This is a genomic window from Mesorhizobium caraganae (genome assembly GCF_016836705.1).
GTDB lineage: Bacteria > Pseudomonadota > Alphaproteobacteria > Rhizobiales > Rhizobiaceae > Mesorhizobium > Mesorhizobium caraganae.
In genome coordinates, this window is record NZ_JAFCGY010000001.1 from 1,248,120 (window position 1) to 1,267,328 (window position 19,209).

Annotated in this window: 18 protein-coding genes; 6 read left to right on the forward strand and 12 right to left on the reverse strand. The window is 63.4% G+C overall.

The window, feature by feature from the left end; genetic code table 11:
• Positions 1–43 precede the first annotated feature (43 nt).
• Entirely contained in the window at positions 44–802 is a 759-nt protein-coding gene (locus JQK88_RS06080) for an MBL fold metallo-hydrolase (protein WP_246501491.1), read from the forward strand.
• Here the strand turns inward: JQK88_RS06080 and JQK88_RS06085 are convergent.
• The 3 genes from JQK88_RS06085 to mutS form a co-directional block, all read right to left on the reverse strand.
• Positions 799–1,374 (reverse strand): TetR/AcrR family transcriptional regulator, encoded by a 576-nt coding sequence (locus tag JQK88_RS06085; protein ID WP_203277753.1) that lies wholly within the window; start codon positions 1,372–1,374, stop codon positions 799–801. The genes JQK88_RS06080 and JQK88_RS06085 overlap by 4 nt on opposite strands.
• A gap of 9 nt (positions 1,375–1,383) precedes the next feature.
• Positions 1,384–1,848 carry a nuclear transport factor 2 family protein gene (locus JQK88_RS06090; protein ID WP_192249648.1) on the reverse strand — a complete coding sequence of 155 codons (465 nt, stop codon included), beginning with the start codon at positions 1,846–1,848 and terminating at the stop codon, positions 1,384–1,386.
• Positions 1,849–1,936: 88 nt separating this feature from the next.
• The gene (gene mutS / locus JQK88_RS06095; protein WP_192249651.1) at positions 1,937–4,669 is read right to left on the reverse strand and encodes a DNA mismatch repair protein MutS; all 2,733 of its coding nucleotides are present in this window, start codon (positions 4,667–4,669) and stop codon (positions 1,937–1,939) included.
• A 258-nt stretch (positions 4,670–4,927) separates the two neighbouring features.
• Between mutS and JQK88_RS06100 the strand changes: the two genes are divergently transcribed.
• Both JQK88_RS06100 and JQK88_RS06105 read left to right on the forward strand, forming a co-directional pair.
• On the forward strand, positions 4,928–7,207 hold the full coding sequence (locus JQK88_RS06100; protein WP_203277754.1) for an NADP-dependent malic enzyme: 2,280 nt from the start codon (positions 4,928–4,930) through the stop codon (positions 7,205–7,207).
• A gap of 209 nt (positions 7,208–7,416) precedes the next feature.
• On the forward strand, positions 7,417–8,490 hold the full coding sequence (locus JQK88_RS06105) for a sensor domain-containing diguanylate cyclase (RefSeq protein ID WP_203277755.1): 1,074 nt from the start codon (positions 7,417–7,419) through the stop codon (positions 8,488–8,490).
• A gap of 96 nt (positions 8,491–8,586) precedes the next feature.
• On the opposite strand, the gene JQK88_RS06110 is transcribed toward JQK88_RS06105, so the two are convergent.
• The 3 genes from JQK88_RS06110 to JQK88_RS06120 form a co-directional block, all read right to left on the reverse strand.
• The gene (locus JQK88_RS06110) at positions 8,587–9,756 is read right to left on the reverse strand and encodes a porin (protein WP_203277756.1); all 1,170 of its coding nucleotides are present in this window, start codon (positions 9,754–9,756) and stop codon (positions 8,587–8,589) included.
• 380 nt (positions 9,757–10,136) lie between these two features.
• Positions 10,137–10,850 (reverse strand): antitoxin Xre/MbcA/ParS-like domain-containing protein, encoded by a 714-nt coding sequence (locus JQK88_RS06115; RefSeq protein ID WP_203277757.1) that lies wholly within the window; start codon positions 10,848–10,850, stop codon positions 10,137–10,139.
• A gap of 257 nt (positions 10,851–11,107) precedes the next feature.
• On the reverse strand, positions 11,108–12,100 hold the full coding sequence (locus JQK88_RS06120; RefSeq protein WP_203277758.1) for an adenosine kinase: 993 nt from the start codon (positions 12,098–12,100) through the stop codon (positions 11,108–11,110).
• Positions 12,101–12,385: 285 nt separating this feature from the next.
• Between JQK88_RS06120 and JQK88_RS06125 the strand changes: the two genes are divergently transcribed.
• Together JQK88_RS06125 and JQK88_RS06130 are read left to right on the forward strand one after the other, a co-directional pair.
• Positions 12,386–13,288: a DMT family transporter gene (locus tag JQK88_RS06125; RefSeq protein ID WP_246749740.1), complete on the forward strand. Its 903-nt coding sequence runs from the start codon at positions 12,386–12,388 to the stop codon at positions 13,286–13,288.
• 96 nt (positions 13,289–13,384) lie between these two features.
• Positions 13,385–14,086: a sulfate transporter family protein gene (locus JQK88_RS06130; protein ID WP_192249672.1), complete on the forward strand. Its 702-nt coding sequence runs from the start codon at positions 13,385–13,387 to the stop codon at positions 14,084–14,086.
• A 5-nt stretch (positions 14,087–14,091) separates the two neighbouring features.
• Here the strand turns inward: JQK88_RS06130 and JQK88_RS06135 are convergent, their stop codons facing one another.
• The 6 genes from JQK88_RS06135 to JQK88_RS06160 form a co-directional block, all read right to left on the reverse strand.
• Positions 14,092–15,090, reverse strand: coding sequence for a proline racemase family protein (locus JQK88_RS06135; RefSeq protein ID WP_203277759.1), 999 nt, complete (start codon positions 15,088–15,090; stop codon positions 14,092–14,094).
• A gap of 14 nt (positions 15,091–15,104) precedes the next feature.
• Entirely contained in the window at positions 15,105–15,908 is an 804-nt protein-coding gene (locus JQK88_RS06140) for an isocitrate lyase/PEP mutase family protein (protein ID WP_203277760.1), read from the reverse strand.
• A gap of 77 nt (positions 15,909–15,985) precedes the next feature.
• On the reverse strand, positions 15,986–16,840 hold the full coding sequence (locus JQK88_RS06145; protein WP_192249679.1) for a hypothetical protein: 855 nt from the start codon (positions 16,838–16,840) through the stop codon (positions 15,986–15,988).
• A gap of 73 nt (positions 16,841–16,913) precedes the next feature.
• Positions 16,914–17,585, reverse strand: a complete 672-nt coding sequence (locus JQK88_RS06150; RefSeq protein ID WP_203277761.1) for an HAD family hydrolase — start codon at positions 17,583–17,585, stop codon at positions 16,914–16,916.
• Positions 17,586–17,735: 150 nt separating this feature from the next.
• Positions 17,736–18,221 (reverse strand): dUTP diphosphatase, encoded by a 486-nt coding sequence (gene dut, locus JQK88_RS06155; RefSeq protein ID WP_192249685.1) that lies wholly within the window; start codon positions 18,219–18,221, stop codon positions 17,736–17,738.
• A gap of 85 nt (positions 18,222–18,306) precedes the next feature.
• Complete coding sequence (locus JQK88_RS06160) at positions 18,307–18,777, reverse strand: Lrp/AsnC family transcriptional regulator (protein ID WP_192249688.1); 471 nt, start codon at positions 18,775–18,777, stop codon at positions 18,307–18,309.
• Positions 18,778–18,892: 115 nt separating this feature from the next.
• On the opposite strand from JQK88_RS06160, the gene JQK88_RS06165 reads away from it, so the two are divergent.
• Positions 18,893–19,147 carry a DUF6356 family protein gene (locus JQK88_RS06165; RefSeq protein ID WP_192249690.1) on the forward strand — a complete coding sequence of 85 codons (255 nt, stop codon included), beginning with the start codon at positions 18,893–18,895 and terminating at the stop codon, positions 19,145–19,147.
• Positions 19,148–19,209 lie beyond the last annotated feature (62 nt).

A 19,209-nucleotide genomic window follows, 5' to 3' on the forward strand; every position in this document is an offset into this window, starting at 1 on the left:
GATTTCGGCCGGCCATCATCATACGGCGTATAGAGTCGGAGCAATGACGGTCACGTCACTGCGCGACGGCTATGTCGACATGCCGGTAAGGCGACTGCGCCAGCCGGGAGACATTGCATTCGGCGATGACCTACCGGCGCAGGTATCACTCGTCGACGGCGCGCTCAGGCTATCGGTCAACGCGTTTGCCATCGATGACGGCAACGACATCACGCTCATCGACACGGGCTCCTCGAACGCCTGGCACTCGACAATGGGGCATCTGCCCGAGGCGCTTCGCGAGGCGAAGATCGCCACTGGGCGGATACGGACCGTTGCTTTCACCCATACCCATCTCGACCATATCCACGGGCTGATCCTTGCCGATGGTGGCGACGGCTTCCCGCAACTCTCTCGTCTGCTTGTCCCGCGAGCTGAACTCGACATGTTCCGGGAAGTGGCGAGGCTGGAACGCTTCCACGACCGAGCACAGCCCTTCGACGCCGGACAGCGTCTGGGCGCGAACATCGAGACCATTGCCGCCGCCGGCCATGAAGTCGGCCACACGTGCTTTCGCGTGACGAGCGCCGGCGAGACACTGTTGATTTGGGGCGACACCGTGCATGTGCCGTCGCTTCAGTTCGATCGCCCGGAGATCGCCTGGGAATTCGACGCCGACCGGGAGCAGGCGCGCGCAAGCCGATTGCGACTGTTGGCCCTTGCCGCCGACAACGCCTGCTTCGTTGCGGGAGCGCATCTCGATTCACCGGGAGTCGGCCGGGTTTTTCGAACCGAGACAGGCTTCCGCTTCGAACCTGTCTAGATATCGTCGCCGCCTGTCAGCCCCAACCGCATGTGCGTCCGGCGCAGCACGCGCGAAAACATGCCGGCATCGTCGACGGCGCGGGCAAGCGTGAGCGCGCCCTGGATGGCAGCGACCGCTTCTTCGGCAAGCTCGGCCGCCTCGGTCGTTCCGTGCCCGTCTCGCGCCAGCGCATCGGCGAGGTGCCCGACCCAGCGGCCGAAATAGTCCCTGATCTGGCTGGCGAAGAGATCGCGCGATTCCTCCAGCGCGAAGGCGCCGATAAGGCACACCCGGCGCCCCGAGCGGAAATAGCTGTCGGTCGCCTCGAACATATGCTCGATCCCGGCTCGCGGATCGGTGCCGTCGCGCAAGCGTTCGAAGACATTGTCCTCGAACCAGCCGTCGATATGGGCGATGACGGCCCCTGCCATCTCTTCCTTGCCGCCGGGGAAGAAGTGGTAAAGGCTTCCCTTGCCCAGCCCCGTCGCCGCGCCGATCAGCGCGATGCTCGCGCCCTCATAGCCGTGTTCGCGAAAGACCTCAGCCACCATCGCCAGCAGCTGGTCGCGGTCGGGTGCGATGCGCCGCATTGGCGACTTTTACAGCCCGAGTTCGGTCAGGCCCGGATGGTCGTCCGGCCGGCGGCCGAGCGGCCAATGATATTTGCGATCGGCCTCAGTGATCGGCAGGTCGTTGATGCTGGCGACGCGGCGGCGCATCAGCCCGGCTTCGTCGAATTCCCAGTTCTCATTGCCGTAGGAGCGGAACCAGTGGCCGCTGTCGTCGCGCCATTCATAGGCAAAGCGCACCGCGATGCGGTTGTCGTTCCAGGTCCACACTTCCTTGATGAGTCGATAGTCCAACTCGCGCGCCCATTTGCGCTTGAGGAAGCCGACGATCTCCCTTCTGCCGGAAACAAACTCGGCGCGATTACGCCAGGTGCTGTCCTCGGTATAGGCGAGCGAGATCCGTTCCGGGTCGCGGCTGTTCCAGGCGTCTTCCGCGAGGCGCGCCTTTTGCGCCGCTGTTTCGGCCGTGAACGGCGGCAAGGGCGGACGGCTCATGGAATTCTCCCATCGGCAAAGGCGATGAGACGCATTGTACCGTTTGGTACAGTCGGGTCAAGGCCAATGGTCAAAGGCCTGAGTTAGGCTAGGGTTTCCCCGCCAGCCCCTTCAGCCGGTAGAGCGCCTCCAGCGCCTCGCGCGGCGTCATCTCGTCGGGGTTGATCTCGCCGATTGCAGCGCCGAGAGCATCGCTCTTCGCCGGCTTGGGCGCTTCCCGCCTCGCCGCCACCGAAAACAGCGGCAGATCGTCTACAAGCCGGTTGGCCTTGCCCGAAACCTCGCCTTCTTCCAACTGGTGCAGCACCTCCTTCGCGCGACCGACGACTGCCTCGGGCAGTCCGGCCAAGCGGGCTACTTGCACGCCGTAGGAACGGTCGGCGGCACCCTTGCCGACCTCGTGCAGGAAGACCACGTCGCCTTCCCATTCCTTGACCCGCATGGTGACATTGGAGAGGCGTGGCAGTTTGCCGGACAGCGCCGTCATCTCATGGAAATGGGTGGCAAAGATCGCCCGGCAGCGGTTCTTCTCATGCAGGTACTCGACCGCCGCCCAGGCAATCGACAGGCCGTCGAAAGTGGCGGTGCCGCGGCCGATCTCATCCAGTATCACCAGCGCCCGTTCGCCGGCCTGGTTGAGGATCGCCGCCGTCTCGACCATCTCGACCATGAAGGTCGAGCGGCCGCGCGCCAGATCGTCCGAGGCGCCGACGCGCGAGAACAGCCGGTCGACAACGCCGATATGGGCCGACGTCGCCGGCACGAAGGAGCCGGTCTGGGCGAGGATTGCGATCAGCGCGTTTTGCCGCAGGAACGTCGACTTGCCGCCCATGTTCGGGCCGGTCAAGAGCCAGATGGCGCCGGCTTTGGCGCCGCCTTGCGGCGACAGATCGCAATCATTGGCAACGAACGGCCCTTCGCCCGAGCGCCGCAGCGCCTGTTCCACCACCGGATGGCGCCCGCCTGCAATATCAAAGGCAAGGCTGGAATCGACCAGCGGCCGGCACCAGGCTTCGCTCTCCGACAACAGTGCAAGGGCTGCCGACACGTCGAGCACGGCGAGCGCATCGGCGCCGGCGCGGATTTTTTGCGCCTCGCCGACCGCTTCAGCCGTCAGCGTGTCGAAGGCGGCAAGCTCGATGCTCAGCGCCCGGTCGGCGGCATTGGCGATCTTGGTCTCGAGTTCGGCAAGCTCGGTCGTGGTGAAACGCATGGCGTTGGCCATGGTCTGGCGATGGATGAAGCGCGCCTTGGCGCCGTCGCTGCCGGTCATGATCGAGTGGTGGTTGGCGGTGACCTCGATGTAATAACCCAGCACGTTGTTGTGCCGGATTTTTAGCGAGCGGATGCCGGTCTCCTCGATCAGCGAGCGTTCCAGCCCGGCTATGACCTTGCGTGACTCATCGCGCAAGGCCCGCATCTCGTCGAGTTCGGCATGGTAGCCGCCGCGCACGAAGCCGCCGTCACGCCTGAGCAACGGCAGTTCCTCGCCGAGCGCTTGCGTCAGATGCTGGGCCAGCGCGCTCGGCAGCGCTTGAATAGCAGCAAGGGCTTCCGCCAATTCATGCGGCAAACTAGTGGTCGCAAAGATTTCGGCGATCGCGCCCGCCGCCTCGAAACCGGCGCGTAGCGCGCCGAGGTCGCGCGGGCCGCCACGGTTGAGCGCCAGCCTGGACAGCGCGCGCGGCATATCGGCGACGCTTTTCAGGCTTGAGCGCACCGCCTGGCAAAGCTGTGTCTCCGCACGGAAGAACGACACCGAATCGAGCCTGGCCGCAATCGCCGCCGGATCGGTCAGCGGCGCCATCAGCCGGTCGGCCAGCAGTCTGGCGCCGCCGCCGGTCACCGTGCGGTCGATCGCCTTGAACAGCGAGCCGTCGCGGCTGCCGGACAGCGTGCGCAGCAACTCCAGATTACCGCGCGTCGCCGGATCGATGAACAGCGTCGAGCCCTGCTCCTCGCGTTCGGGGCGTGACAGCGGCGGCCGCTCGGCCTTCTGCGTCTTTTCGACATAGGCAATGGCGCCGGAGATCGCCGACAATTCGGCGCGCGAGAAGGCGCCGAAACTGTCCGGCGTCGCCACCTCGAAGAAACGCGCGATGCGCCCCGCGGCGGAAGCCGAATCGAACAGCGACGGCGGCTGCGGACTGGCGACGCGGCCGATGACGTCGAACACCGCTTTCAGCTCGGGATCGTAAAATACCGGCTCGGCGACAATCAGCTCGCGCGGATCGACGCGAAACACATCGGCCAGCAGGCGGTCGGCCGTGGTCTCGGCGACGCGAAAAACGCCGGTCGAGATCTCGATCCAGGCCAGCGCAAAGGCGTGTTCGCTGCCGCTGCCCTTCACTCGTCCCAACGCCATCAGGAAGCTTGATTCCGATGGCGCCAGCAGTTTGTCCTCGGTGATGGTGCCGGGCGTGACCAGCCGCACCACGTCGCGGCGCACCACCGATTTGCCGCCGCGCTTCCTGGCTTCCGCCGGATCCTCGATCTGCTCGCAGACGGCAACGCGAAATCCCTGGCCGATCAGTTTCTGAAGATAGTCGTCGGCCGCATGCACCGGCACGCCGCACATAGGAATGTCATGGCCCTGGTGCTTGCCGCGCTTGGTCAAGACGATGCCCAGCGCCCGGCTCGCCTTCTCGGCATCGTCGAAGAACAGCTCGTAGAAATCGCCCATGCGGTAGAACAGCAGCGAATCCGGGTTCGCCGCCTTGATCTCGATATACTGCTCCATCATCGGCGTGACGCTGCCGGAGGCGGGCGCCGACGGTGTCACCTCGGGGGCGTCGGTTTCTGCTGAAGTGTGCATGTTCATGCCGGCACGCTAGCAGATGTGGCCGAGCGGTTTAATGCCGGCGGCGTCGAAAACAGGGGACGACCGGGCCCTCAGTGACGGCTTGCGGCAAGTCTGTGCCGCCGCCAACTCGACGTTGCCCGAGTTCGAGAGATTTAGCGCGGCCGGGTGTGAAGATCGCTTGGCGGTTTACAGCGGTGGCGTGTAGCCTTAATCCGGAAGGTCAAAAACACGCACCCGTCTCAAGGGTCCGGCATCGGCGAGGAAATCAAAAGCATCATGGCCAAGAAAACCGAAAACAGCGGCCCGTCCGTCAGCGCCCAGGAGGCGCTGGAATTCCACGCCATGGGCCGCCCCGGCAAGCTGGAGGTCGTCGCCACCAAGCCGATGGCCACGCAGCGCGATTTGAGCCTCGCCTATTCGCCTGGCGTCGCGGTTCCGGTCCTGGCCATCGCCGAGGACCCCAGCCGCGCCTTCGATTACACGACGCGCGGCAACATGGTCGCCGTCATCTCCAACGGCACCGCTATTCTCGGCCTCGGCAATCTAGGCGCATTGGCCTCCAAGCCGGTCATGGAGGGCAAGGCGGTGCTGTTCAAGCGCTTCGCCGATGTCGATTCCATCGATCTCGAGGTCGACACCGAGGATGCCGACGAATTCATCAATTGCGTGCGTTTCCTCGGGCCGTCCTTCGGCGGCATCAACCTCGAGGATATCAAGGCGCCGGAATGCTTCATCATCGAGCAGCGGCTGCGCGAACTGATGGACATCCCGGTCTTCCACGACGACCAGCACGGCACCGCCATCATCTCCGCCGCCGGACTGATCAACGCGCTGGAGATCACCGGCCGCGACATGAAGACCACGAAAATGGTCTGCAACGGCGCGGGTGCCGCCGGCATCGCCTGCATCGAGCTGATGAAGGCGATGGGCTTTGCGCCGGAAAACATCATTCTGTGCGACACCAAAGGCGTGGTCTTTCAAGGCCGCACCGAGGGCATGAACCAGTGGAAATCGGCGCATGCGGTCAAGACCGATACGCGCAGCCTGGCCGAAGCGCTTGATGGCGCCGATGTCTTCCTCGGTCTGTCGGCCAAGGGCGCGTTGACCACCAAGATGGTGCAGTCGATGGCCAAGAACCCGATCATCTTCGCCATGGCCAATCCCGACCCGGAAATCACGCCGGAGGAAGTGGCCGAGATCCGCACCGACGCCATCATGGCCACCGGGCGTTCTGATTATCCAAACCAGGTCAACAATGTGCTGGGTTTCCCTTACATCTTCCGCGGTGCGCTGGATGTCAGGGCCACCACCATCAATGACGACATGAAGATCGCCGCCGCCCGCGCACTGGCCGAGTTGGCGCGCAAGGACGTGCCCGACGATGTCGCCGCCGCCTATCAGGGCAACCGGCCGAAATTCGGCCCCAACTACATCATTCCGGTGCCGTTCGATCCGCGCCTGATCTCGGCCATTCCGCTCGCCGTGGCCAAGGCGGCGATGGAGTCAGGCGTCGCCCGCAAGCCGATCCTCGATCTCGACCGCTACGCGCAGGAGCTTTCCGCCCGCCGCGACCCGATCGCCTCCACCTTGCAGCGCATCTACGATCGCGTCCGCCGCCAACCCAAGCGCATCGTCTTTGCCGAGGGCGAGGAAGAGCAGGTGATGCGCGCCGCCGTCTCCTATGTGAACCAGAAGCTCGGCACCGCAATCCTGCTCGGCCGCGACGATGTCATCAAGGAGAATGCCAGGCACGCCGGCATCGACTTGAACAAGCAAGGCATCGAGATCATCAATGCCCGGCTGTCGCGCCGTAACGGCATCTACACCGACTTTCTCTATGAGCGGATGCAGCGCAAAGGCTTCCTGTTTCGCGACTGCCAGCGCCTGATCAACAACGATCGCAACCATTTTGCCGCCTGCATGGTGGCGCTGGGCGATGCCGACGGCATCGTCACCGGGGTGACCCGCAACTATTCGACCGCACTCGATGACATCCGCCGCATCATCGACGCCAAGCCGGGCCATCGCGTCATCGGCGTGTCGATCGTGCTGGCGCGGGGCAAGACCGTGCTTGTCGCCGACACCGCCGTGCACGACATGCCCAATGCCGAGCAGATCGCCGACATCGCCGAGGAAGCGGCCGGCTTTGCCCGCCGCATGGGTTACGAACCGCGGCTCGCCATGCTGGCCTATTCGACCTTCGGCCACCCGCAGGGCGAACGCTCCGAGCGGGTGCAGGAAGCGGTGCGCATCCTCGACAAGCGCCGGGTCGATTTCGAATATGATGGCGAGATGGCCGCCGACGTCGCGCTCAACGCCCGCGCCATGGCGCAGTATCCGTTCATCCGGCTGACCGGCCCGGCCAACGTGCTGATCATGCCCGCGTTCCACTCGGCCTCGATCTCGACCAAGATGCTGCAGGAACTCGGCGGCTCCACCGTCATCGGCCCGCTGCTGGTCGGCTTGAACAAGCCGGTGCAGATCGTCTCGCTCAACGCCAAGGACAGTGACATTGTCAACATGGCGGCGATTGCCGCGTATACGGCGGGGGCTTGACGAGCGGTCCGCGCCGCGGACTGTCTTTATTCTTGCTTGGGCAGAGTCGCTGGCGTTGGCAGCGGCTCGTGTCGCCGAACGCTTGCACCGATGGCCCATTCGCGCCGCTCCATAAGAGATTGATAATATTCAGCTGATATAGAACCCTTCTCGCCGACTTGCCGTTAAGGCATCTACGGCGCGCTCAGACCGCTAACGGGGGTGCGGCCATGAAGCATGACGGGGTTTCTGCATCCGCGGTTGGCCAGGGGGTCTACCACGACGAGCGGCTCGACGCGCTGCTCAGCATCACCGGCCGCATGGACGGTTATCTCTACCGTTGCCGCAACGATGCGTCCTACACCATGCTCTATATCAGCGACGGCATTTTCACCGTCAGCGGTTATCGGCCGAGCGATTTCATCCACAACGCGGTGCGCGACTACGTCTCGGCCATCCATCCGGATGATCTTGCCGCCGTCTATGCCGCCGTCGACACCGCGCTCGAGGCGCGCTGCAACTGGAACGTCGACTACCGCATCGTGCCGCAGGTCGGCGAGCCGCTCTGGGTCCGCGAGATCGGCGGCGGCGTCTGGGACGAGGCCGGCGAACTGGAATTCCTGGAAGGCTTCGTCGTCGACATTAGCGACCGCAAGGTCGTCGAGGATCTCAACGCCGAGCTGCTTTTGGAGCTGAAGGCCGCCAATGAGGAGCTCTCCGCGCAAAAGCGCGAGATCGAGCTCGCCAAACAGCAGAGCGACCATTCGGCCAACCACGACGCGTTGACCGACCTGCCCAACCGGCGCGCCTTCCACAACGAGCTGAAATCGGTGATCGACCGGTGCGCCGGCTCCGGCGACGCGGCGGGCCTTCTGTTCATCGACCTCGACCGCTTCAAGGAGGTCAACGACACGCTCGGCCACGAGGCCGGCGATGCGTTGCTGCAGCGCGTGTCGGACAAGCTTCGTGCCATCCTGCGCAGCGCTGATTTCGTCGCGCGCCTTGGCGGCGACGAGTTCGCCTTCCTGTTTTCGGGGAACGCGGAGCAGGCCAGGGAGAAGGCCGTGCGCGTGGCGGAGCGCGTGCTTGAGCGGCTGCGCATCAAGGTTCCCGCTCCGGGTGGCGACATCCATGTCGGCTGCACTGTCGGCGTTGCGATCTATCCGACGGAGGCTGCCGATCCGGACGCGCTGGTCGCGCTCGCCGACCGGCTCATGTACATCGGCAAGAAAAACGGTCGCGACCGGCTGGTCACCACCGACGCTTTGGGGTCCGAAGCCGGGGAGCTTCGCCAATCCGCCTGAGCGAAGCGCTCATCGCGACGACACAGCAACGCCCGGTGCTCGAATGAAAAAGGCCCGCAGCGTGCGCTGCGGGCCTTTTTTGTCGAGATCGATCAATCAGAACGAGCGCTGGAAGCGGAGGATACCGCCGAGGCTGCTCTTCTTGTTGGCCTTGGTCCAGTTGTTGAAGTCTGCGTCGCCGAATTTGCCGGCATTGAGGTAATCAACTTCGGCCGTAACGGTGAAGCCAGGCACAACGGTATAGGCAACGTTCGCGGCAACACCGAGATTCTTCCAGTCGTCATAGGAGACCTGGGCGTTGAACGCAGTCTTTTCGTTGAACTTGTAGGTGCCGCCGCCCCAGATGGCCCAGTTGCCGCCCCACTGCTTGTAGAAGCCGCGACCGTGAGCGTCGATGGCATTGCCCGCGTCGTCGGTGAGGTTGTCGTCGGTGCCGTAGCCGCCCATGACGAACAGCGAGAACTCCTTGCTGACATTGACGTCCAAACGGACCTTGCCCGCCACTTCCTCGTAGTTGCTGTCATAGGCGACGACGCCCGAAAGCGAACCCCAGTCGCCCTTGTACTTCAAGCCGCCGACGACATGCGGAACGTAACTGTCGATGGTGCCAACCGCGCCGGCACCTTCTTCGAGCGAAACCACTCCGGAAAATCCGTTGCCTGCATCGAAGTAGTACTGAACGACGTTGCTTTCCTGTCCGCCGTACGGAACCAGCGTATCCTGGATGACGGCGCCGGCATAGTTCGTGAACGTATCGAAAGCCGTGTCGTCCTTACCGACGCGCAGGCCACCAAGTTGAATGTAGGCGTAGCGCAGCGACAGCGACTTGTTGCGGCCCTGCCAGTCGTTGGCATTGGAAGCGTCTTGATCAAGATAGTCGCCGTTGCTGTTGCCGAAGTTGAAACGGGTCTCGGTGTAAGTCTTCAAGGTGCCGAGTTCGGTTTCCTGGCCTGTCCAGGTCTTCAGCGTGAAACGGGCGTTCTTGGAGTAGCTCGAATGCGTGTCACCATCCTGATGGTCAGGGACATGGTTGGCGCCATCGAACGAGCCGGAATCACCGACGCCGATGTCGTAACGGACATAGCCGCCGATGCGCAGGCAGGTTTCGGTGCCGGGGATGTAGAAATAGCCGGCGCCGTAGACATCGCAGATCTTGACGTATTCGGCCGGTTCCGGCTCGGCGACGACGACCGCGTCGGCGGCGCGCGCGCCCGAAACCGCGACCAGGGCCGCGGCGGAGCCGAGAAGAAGGCTCTTGATGTTCATTTTCTTGAATCTCCAGTCAAAGGTTCAAAATCAGGTCGGACATGGCTCCAAGGCCTGCCGATTCACCCCATATTGAAAGCCGCGCATCGCGCCGCGCTCTCGCCTTCGACATGGCCTATGCCATGGCGGCGATCAACAGAGATTGTGTCGGGAACGCAGTTTTTGGACTCTTCGAAAAGTATTGTTGCGCAATTATCACGTCATATATTTGACAATATGGCACAAATGGCACAAACTGCACATAAGAGACGGAGATATATGGAGATATATGGCACAGAGCGCCCTTCGAATTCAACTATGACTGTTTTGTGAAATTTATTTACCTGGCTTAGTACTGCCAAAGGCGCGAACAGCTGGTCGTTCTCGATCGAGGTGGAAAATCAGGTCGTCGCAAATCCGCGCGCGACCAGCACGACTTCCTGCACCATGTCTTGCTTGAGCATCTCGATCGGAACGCGGCCGCCAAGTTCCGGCGCGGCGCGGGTCAGCCAGAACCAGGCAAGCCTCGGATTGACGATCTCCGACAGCACTGCTCTGATACCTGCCGCCGGCCTGCCGTCGACGAACTGGGCCAGCGGGAAGACATGCTTGCGGCCGCCCTTGCGCAGCGCAATGACCTCGCTGCGCCGCTGCCAGCGATGCAGCGTCGAGCGCGGGATGCGAAATTTCTCCTCCAGATAGGTCGACCCGGCGACTTCGCCGGCCCAGTCCTCGATCAGCATCGACTGAAGCATCCGCTCCCCGGGTTGGGGAGATGCGGCCTTGTCTGCATCGGCTGCAGGAGCTGGCTCGTCAACCGCGGCTGGATTGCGAGGCGCCGTAGCTCGGCGCGCGGCCTTGTCCACCATCGACTGGACGAATTCGGTAGCGAATGCGGTCCATTCGCCTCTGACGGTATCGATGGCGAGCCGCTGTGTCTGCGAAAGGAAAGTCAAGGCGGCGGCGATGCTGCCGGCAACGGCGCCGGCCGAAGCCAATGCCTGCGGATCCAGGGCTATGCCGTGCTGGACCAGCGCCTGCTGCACCGCCTCGGCCACGAGGCCAGCCAGGGCCTCCTGCGAGATTCCGTCCGTCGGGGTCTGAAATCTGGTCATACATCTGTCTTGCTGGCCACGCGCTCTCCTCCCAGGCTGCGGCCGGTTGTTGAATGGCTACAACGGAAAGCGGAAAGCGCGGTGACAACAGGCGCAGCGACCTGACCGGTTGCTGTCTTGCATTTGGACACCCCAACTGTCTGTGGGCGTCCCGAAATGTCAGTCGCGAGACGCCTCACTGTGCATGTAGGAGGCCTCTGTGACGGGCGCACGACAGAGACGTCGTTTGACGCCTCGCCAGAGGTGACGCAGCGGGACTACAGCAGCCCGGCCAGTTGGGCCGCGCTGCGCAAGTTCTGCCGCGGTCGCGGCCCGAGCTGCTGGATCACCAGCCCGGCAGCGAGCGAGCCGAGATCGCCGCAATCCTTCAGGCTGCGCCCGGCCGTATAGCCGTAGAGGAAACCGGCGGCATAGAGGTCGCCGGCGCCGGTGGTGTCGACCAGTTCGCGGATCGTCGTCGCCTGGATGGTGACGGTCTCGTCGCCGCGCACGATCACCGAGCCCTTTTCGGAGCGGGTGACGGCGGCGATCTTGCAGTCCTTGCGGATAGCCTCCAGCGCTTCGTCGAAGGACTTGGTCTGGTAGAGCGATTTGATCTCGTGGCTGTTGGCAAAGACGATGTCGACGGTGCCCGAGCGCATCAGCTCAAGGAACTCCTCCCGGTAGCGGTCGACGCAGAACGAGTCCGACAGCGTCATCGACACTTCGCGTCCGGCGGCGTGCGCCAGCTTCGCCGTCTGCCGGATCGCCTCCTTGGCGCGCGGCGGATCCCACAGATAGCCCTCGAAATAGGTCACCTTGGCGCCGGATGCCTTATCGGCCTCGACGTCTTCCGGCCCGAGTTCGACGCAGGCGCCGAGATAGGTGTTCATCGAGCGCTCGCCGTCGGGGGTGACGAAGATCATCGAGCGCGCCGTCGGCGGCTGGCCTTCGAGCGGTTTGGTATCGAAGGCAACGCCCTGGGCATGGATGTCATGGGCATAGATTTCGCCGAGCGGATCGTTCGACACCTTGCCGAAGAAGGCGGCGCGGCCGCCGAAACTGGCGACGCCCGCCGCCGTGTTGCCGGCGCTGCCGCCGGAGGCCTCGATCGCCGGGCCCATGCGGCTGTAGAGCAGCTCGGCGCGCCTGGTGTCGATGAGGTTCATCGCACCCTTGATGATGCCGTTGGTCTCGAGAAAAGCGTCGTCGCACTGGGCGATGATGTCGACAATGGCATTGCCGATGCAAAGCACGTCATAATCCGGCATCAATGTCTCCGCCTTGGAATCTGCCGGCTTTCTGCCACGCCGGCCGGGCGCGGGTCTAGACCATGATCCCGAAAAGTGGAACCCGGTTTTCGGACAAGATCGTGGTCAAACAAAAATAGAGCCGCGTCCCGATGTAATCGGGACGGGTTTTGCCTAGCCGTCAAATCGAACTGGACCATGCGCACTGTGGTGATGTGCGGCTACAGTTGTGTCGTCATCGAAGCATTTCCTCCCCGCAGCGGATTAGAGGAACTTCGATCACAGCAGCTGAAGGCACTGACAGGCATGCAAGCAAAGACCGACATGACCACCGAACTGGCGCTGCTTGGCGCGCTGGCCGCTCTGTGGGGCGCGTCCTATACGTTCATCAAGATCGGTGTCGAGACGATCCCGCCGATCACCTTCATAGCAGCCAGAACCTTGATCGCCGGCGGCATCCTGCTCGCGCTGATCCGCTGGCGCGGCCTCGCCATGCCGAAGGACAGCGCGACCTGGTGGCGTTTCATGGTCCAGGCCTGCCTCAACAGCGTCGTGCCGTTCACGCTGATCGCCGCCGCCGAGCGCTCCATCGATGCCGGCCTTGCTACCATCCTCAACGCGACATCGCCGATCTTCACCTTCCTGCTGACCGCGCTCATCACCCGCCACGAGCAGGTGACCGCACGCAAGCTGTTCGGCGTCGGCGCCGGCATTGCCGGCATTTGCCTGATCGTCGGCACCCAGGCGCTTGGCGGGCTCGGCCATCAATTGTGGGCGCAGTTTGCGGTTGTCGCGGCGACCGTCTGCTATGCCGGCGCTGCCATTTTCGGCCGCGGCTTTAGGGGACTCGACCCGATGCTCCCGGCCGCCGGCTCGATGCTGTGCGGCGCGGTCATCCTCGTACCCTTGAGCCTGGTGGTCGACCGCCCGTGGACGCTGGCGCCTTCGATGGCGTCCATCCTGGCCCTGCTGGCCTTGTCGGTGTTCTCCACGGCGCTGGCCTTCTGCATATTCTTCCGTCTCATCCACACGCTTGGTTCGGTCGGCACCACATCGCAGGCCTATCTGCGCGTGCCGATCGGCGTCGGCATCGGTGTCCTGTTCCTCGGCGAGAGCCTCGGGCCGACGGCGTTCTGGGGCATGGGTTGCGTCGTCGCCGGCGTTGCGGCGATGACCATCCCCGCCCGTTCGCCGGCGCTGGCGCGCTAGTTTCTGTCCGGAATTGCGTCCGCTCCAGCAGGCTTGCGGCTGGCCGGGTCTCCGCCTATGTCGGAGATATGAGTTTGTTCCGGGGGTGGAAACGCCGTGATCTCCAACGCTGCCCGCGCCGCCTTCAGCCGCCTGTTCTCTCCCGAATTCCGCGCTGTTTTCCTGAAGACACTTGGACTGACCGTGCTGGCGCTGGTCGCTTTGTGGTTCGCCTTGACCGGGCTTCTCGATTGGCTGGCCCTGCCGTGGGTTCACTCGCTGTTGCCCGGCCTGCCGTCCTGGGCCGGATGGCTGAGCGGCATCATCGCGGCCATCGCGCTTGCCTTCGGGATGGCGTTGCTGATCGCGCCGGTGACGGCAATCGTAGCCGGCCTGTTTCTCGACGACATCGCCGAAGTGGTCGAGCGCACCGACTTTCCTGGCGACCCGGCCGGCAGGGCCATGCCGGCGCTGCGCTCGCTGGTGCTGTCGGTGAAGTTCCTCGGCGTCGTCATCCTGGGCAACATCGTAGCCCTGCTGCTTCTGCTCGTGCCGGGCATCAACATCGCCGCCTTCTTCATCGTCAACGGCTACCTGCTAGGCCGCGAATTCTTCGAATTCGCCGCCATGCGCTTTCGCCCGGAAGACGAGGCGAGGGCGTTGCGCAGGAAATATGCCGGCACGGTGTTTCTGGCCGGACTGCTCATCGCCGCCGTCCTCGCCGTGCCGCTGCTCAACCTTTTGACGCCGCTCTTCGCCGCCGCCATGATGGTCCATCTGCACAAGGCGATCGGCGCGCGGGAGAGCGCCAGGCGATAGGCCTTTCAACGCAGAAGAAAACCGCGCCCCAAGTCGTCATCCGGCTCGACAGTGAACTCGGCTCGCCCCGAATAATAGGCGCGGCCGCCGACACGGGCGATAACAGCCTCATACGGCCCGGCCTTGGTCGTGCGCGCCACGGCGCCGGAAAAGCGCGAGCCTGCGATGCTTTCGAAGGTCCGCTCCTGGCCAATCTCGATCTCGCCCTTGGCATGCATTGACGCCAGCCTTGCGGTGACGCCGGAGCCGGTCGGCGAACGGTCGACCTCGGCATCGGCAAAGACGCAGACATTTTTCGTCGCCTCGCCGGAAAACGCATCGCCCCCGTCGGTCAGAATGGTGCCGTAAAGGAAAGCGAGATCGGGATGATCGGGATGCGATAGCGGGAACTCCGCCTTCAGCCGCTCGGTTAGCGCCGTTGCCGCATCGACGAAATCGCGCACCCGGCTGCGGCCGAATTCCAGAGCGAATTGATGGCAATCGGCCAGCGCATAGAAGGCGCCGCCATAGGCGATGTCGAAGATAATCTTGCCGTATCCTGCCAAGTCGATTTGTTGGTCGCGGGCAAACAGGAAGGCCGGCACGCTTTCGAACGACACGGCGCCGGCCTTGCCGTCCCTGACGTCCACCGAAGCCACGACCAAGCCGCATGGCGCCTCGATGTTGACGGTCGTGATTGGCTCCTGTTTCGCCACCAGGCCTTGGTCGACAGCATAGCGGCCGAGCGCAATGATGGCGTGGCCGCACATTGTCGAATAGCCCTCATTGTGCATGAACAGCACGGCGAGGTCGGCGCCGGGCAGGTCGGGCCCCACCAGCAGCGCGCCATACATGTCGTAGTGGCCGCGCGGCTCGAAGATCAGCAGCTTGCGCAAGTGGTCGAGATGGTCGCGCACGTAGGCGCGCTTCTCCAGGATCGTGCCCTTGGGGATATCGGGATAGCCGCTGGTGATGATCCTGAGCGGCTCGCCGCCGGTGTGCATGTCGACGACGGTGAGCGTCATGCGCCAGGCCCCTCTTAGCCTGAGGACTTGGCAAACAGCGCCTGCAGCCTGCTGAACGGCATAGCGGCGCGGGTGAAGCCGAACGTGCCGTCCTGCTGGATCTCGCGCGCCGCTGTTTCCAGCATGCCGAAGGCGAAATTGGTCAGCCAAGGCCCAAGCGAGATGCGCTTGACCCCGGCCATGGCGAGGTCGGCGATGGTGAAACCCGGCAGTGCCATGACATTGACCGGCCGGCTCACCGCCGAGCAGACTTTCCGGATCGTTTCGACATCGTTGAGGCCAGGCGCATAGAGCACATCGGCACCGGCCTTCTCGAAGGCCTGCAGCCGCTTGATCGTGTCGTCGAGGTCCGGCTTGTCCCACAGGAAATTCTCGGCCCGGGCGGTGAAGACGAAATCATGCTTGAGCGCGCGCGCCGCCTCCGCTGCCGCGGCGACGCGCTCGACGGCGTGCGAAAACTCATAGATCGGCTTGTCCGGATCGCCCGTATGGTCCTCGATCGAGCAGCCGGCGAGGCCGGCGGCCTCAGCGGCGAAAATGGTCTCGCCCGCCTGCTCGGCGCTGTCGCCCTTGCCCTTCTCGAGATCGGCCGAAACCGGCAGGCTGGTCGCAGCCGTCACCTCGCGACAATGGTGGATCATCGCCTCGAATGTCACCGCGCCGTCGGGCAGGCCACGCGAAAAGGCAAAGCCGGCGCTGGTCGTCGCCAGCGCCTTGAAGCCGAAGGAGGCCAGAAGCTTGGTCGTGCCGACATCCCATGGATTGGGCATGACGAAGGTCGAGGCGTGCAGGTCGCGAAAGATCTTGCCCTTGTCCATGGTGCTTCCCTTCATGTGCGGAACTGTCTGCGGATTCTATCGTGCCGATTTGCACCGGGCAAACGAATGCGGTTGGCTCAGAAGCGTTTGGCGTTCTCTCCTGCCAATTTGTCCAGCGCATCGGAATCCTTGACGTAGTGGGATGCCGTCTTGTCCCAATGATAGGTGACGGAAATCGCATGAGACTCAGGCTCGGGCGGTTGCTCATCACAGCTTTCATCGCTGGACGCCGTGGCATCCGTCACCGTCACTTTGATTGCGGCATAAGGCTGTCCGTCGGCGATCGTCTGGAACGCCACATCCTGCGTGCGCCTGTAGGCGCAGAGGTTCTCGTCGAATGTGTAGATCATGTCGACCAGTTCGAACTTGTCATCGCGCACCATGATCAGCGGCGTGATCACATAGCCCTGGCTTGAATTGAAATGCGTGCTCATGGTGATGAGGACATCGTCGCCGGCGCCGACGGACAGCTTGCCGGACTCGCGGAAATAGGTGCTGCGGTCGACGGCGACATTGACCGCGTCGAGCAGTTTCGGCTTTCCGGTGATGTCGTAGAGCGCCAGCACGGCATAGCCTTCGGCGCTGTCGGGAGAGTCGCCGAGGTCATAGAGCATCACCAGCCGGTCCTTGCCGCCGGCTTTGACCGCAAGCACGCCGGCGTTGGAGAGGCCTGACGTCTCGGGTGGCGAACCTCCGCCATCAGGTCCCTCGATGTGGCGCATCTCGATCGGCAATCCGCCCTTATAGAAGCCGTTACTGTCACCGGTCAGGTCGGGAATGACCATCCTGGCGAGGTCGAGATAAGTGACATCCTTGTGGCCAGGGATGGCGCTGCCGAACTCCGGGAAGCTTACGGCCTGCGCGCCCGCTGCCGTCCACAGCCATGGCAGCAACACTAGGGCGAGGATGAAGCGAAGCAGGTTGGTTGGCATGGGTGCCTCAGGCTGTCGGGCGCGCGGACCGTAGCACAGCCTCCCAAAGCGTCCAGCCTGGCAACTGCCCGCATCAGTGGATCGGCACCAGCCCCGCCAGTGCGCGCATGTCATCGAACAGGACGCCGCCGGCGTCGGCCAGGCCATCGCGGTCGGAATAGGGATCGCCATGATAGGAATAGACGCGCATGCCGGCGGCAACGCCGGCCTGTGTCCCGGCGACGCTGTCCTCGATGACGATGCAGTCGGCGGGCGCAAAACCCATGGTCTTTGCCGCATGCAGGAACAGGTCCGGGAACGGCTTGCCGCGGCTGACCATGGTAGCCGAGAACATTGCATGCTCGAACAGCGGCAGCAGCCCGGTCTGGCCGAGCGTGATGTGCATCTTCGAGATGCGTGCGGACGTGGCGACGCAGTAGGCGATGCCGGCCGTGCGCACCACTTCGATGAAGTCGCTGATATAAGGGATCGCCTCGACGCCGTGCGAGAACAAATCCGGCAGACCGGCGTTCCAGCGATCGACGAAATCGGCGCCGAGCCGGGCTTCGGTCGAAGCTTCGATCTCTTTCTGCACCGAGATCATGCTGCGGCCGGAGAAATGCTTGCGGCAATATTCGAATGTGGTGGGATAACCGGCGGCCGTCAGCCACTCGGCAAGCCGCCGGTTGGCAAGGTTCTCGGTGTCGACGAGGATCCCGTCGCAGTCGAAGATGACCAGTTTTGGAAGGGATCGTGTTTCAGTCATACTGAACCATTCTGTCGGAGGGAATTCGGGTCAAGGTCGAGCCCTGCGGCGCAGGTCGTGCTGGTAGCACGGCCAAGTCCGCAGGGCGAAGGATTTGGCTCGAATTCACCCGGTAGAATGGTTCAATATGATTGAAATACGGCCCAGCATTCAGGCGGTGCCGGTCGATCCGAATCCGCCCGCGCCGCGCGCTGTGCCGCCGGCCAGGCTGCGCTCCTCGACCGTCGCCTGCGTTACCGTGGCAAACACGATCTGGGCAATACGCATGCCGCGCGTCACCGCGAAATCCTCGTCGCCGAGGTTGATCAGCAGCACCTTGACCTCGCCGCGATAATCGCTGTCGACCGTGCCTGGTGAATTGAGGACGGTCAGCCCGTGCTTGAAGGCAAGGCCGGAACGCGGCCGCACCTGGCCTTCCATCCCCTCGGGTATCTCCAGGATCAGCCCGGTTGGCACCAAGGCGCGCTTGCCCGGCAGGATCAGCAGCGGCCGGTCATCCGGGACCGCGGCGCGCAAATCCATGCCGGCGGCACCGGTGCTTTCATAGGCGGGGAGGGGAAGTCCTTCACCATGCGGCAACCGAACGAAGCCGACAGTGGGACCAATGACGGAGGAGGTGTGGAGGGCTGCGCGCATAAAATCGATCCTATCGGCGCGAACCGCGATTCGGTCAACTCGCCCGCCACGCTATCAACGGCTTTCTTTGCGGCGTCACGATGACCTAGCGCAGTTCCACGGGCACGACCGTCGTCTCCTTGATCTCTTCCATGACGAATGAAGCCGAAACATCGGACAGCGCCACCTTGGCGATCAGCCGCTGGTAGAGCCGGTCATAGGCCTTCACATCGGCGACGCGGGCGCGCAGCACATAGTCGAGATCGCCGGACATACGGTAGACCCCGGTGATCTCGGGAAAGCCGGTCACCGCCGCGCGGAATTTCTGCAGCCAGTCCGGATCGTGGTTGGAGGTGCGGATCAGGATGAACACCGAAAGCCCGAGCCCGAGCTTGTCGGCATCGACCAACGCCACCCGGCCGGTGATGACGCCGTCCTCTTCCATCCGCTTGACCCGCCGCCAGCAGGCGTTGCGCGACAGAGATACTTTTTCCGAGAGCTGGTCGACCGACAGCGTGCCGTCGCGTTGCAGTTCGGCCAGCAATCTTCGGTCTATTTCATCGAATTCAAGCGCCATGTTGGGATGAATGTCCCGAACTACAGCGTTAGGCAAGGACAAATTGAGACCGATGAACCTTTTGCCCGTGGCATGATACCCAGCATCGGGGCTTATCCCGGCTGGAGGGATCACCATGACGACGCTGTTTTCGAAGCTTTTCACCTCGCACCCGGCCAAGGTCGGCGAAACCTATTTCAGCCACATGGCTTTTGCCGCCTGGTTCTCCTCGCGCCTCCTGATGGCTGCCGGAGCCGCGCTTGTTCACGCTTTCTTGCCATTTCTCTTCGAGACTACGGCAAGCCGAATCGTTCGCGAACTCTATGAGCGGACGCACAACAGAGGCTCACACGCGGTCAAAGAGGCCCAGGCTCTCTTGGATCGCGCCTAGAGCCGGATGATTTCAGGTCGAGTCGACCTGAAATCTAAATCCGTCTCTAAATCAGAGAGATA